Annotated in this window: 1 protein-coding gene; it reads right to left on the bottom strand. The window is 45.9% G+C overall.

The window, feature by feature from the left end:
- On the bottom strand, positions 1-247 hold a 247-nt coding region (locus tag FS628_RS30710; protein WP_260871253.1), incomplete at its 3' end, for a PLP-dependent transferase.
- Positions 248-259: the final 12 nt, after the last annotated feature.

Raw genomic sequence — 259 nt, 5'->3', positions numbered from 1 at the left:
CAAAACATATCCATCCAAAACTCCTAAACCCTCCTCTTTCACACCCATTCTCCTCATCACCCTCCATCCCAACACCTACCCTTTTCATCCCTTTCATCAACTCATAACACTCACTTCCACACAATACCCCTCCAATCCAATTATCCACCAAACCCATTTCCCCCCATAATCCCTCACCCTTCCTTATCATTAATCCCCCCAGTACATCATTCTCTCCCCCCACATATTTCCTACCACTATCAATCATCGTATCCCCACC

Origin of the sequence: Paenibacillus xylanexedens, assembly GCF_007676705.1 — a bacterium.
In the GTDB taxonomy this organism is placed as follows: Bacteria; Bacillota; Bacilli; order Paenibacillales; family Paenibacillaceae; genus Paenibacillus; species Paenibacillus xylanexedens_C.
Note: the sequence above shows the minus strand (reverse complement) of the source record. Positions and strands in the feature narration are given on the sequence as shown.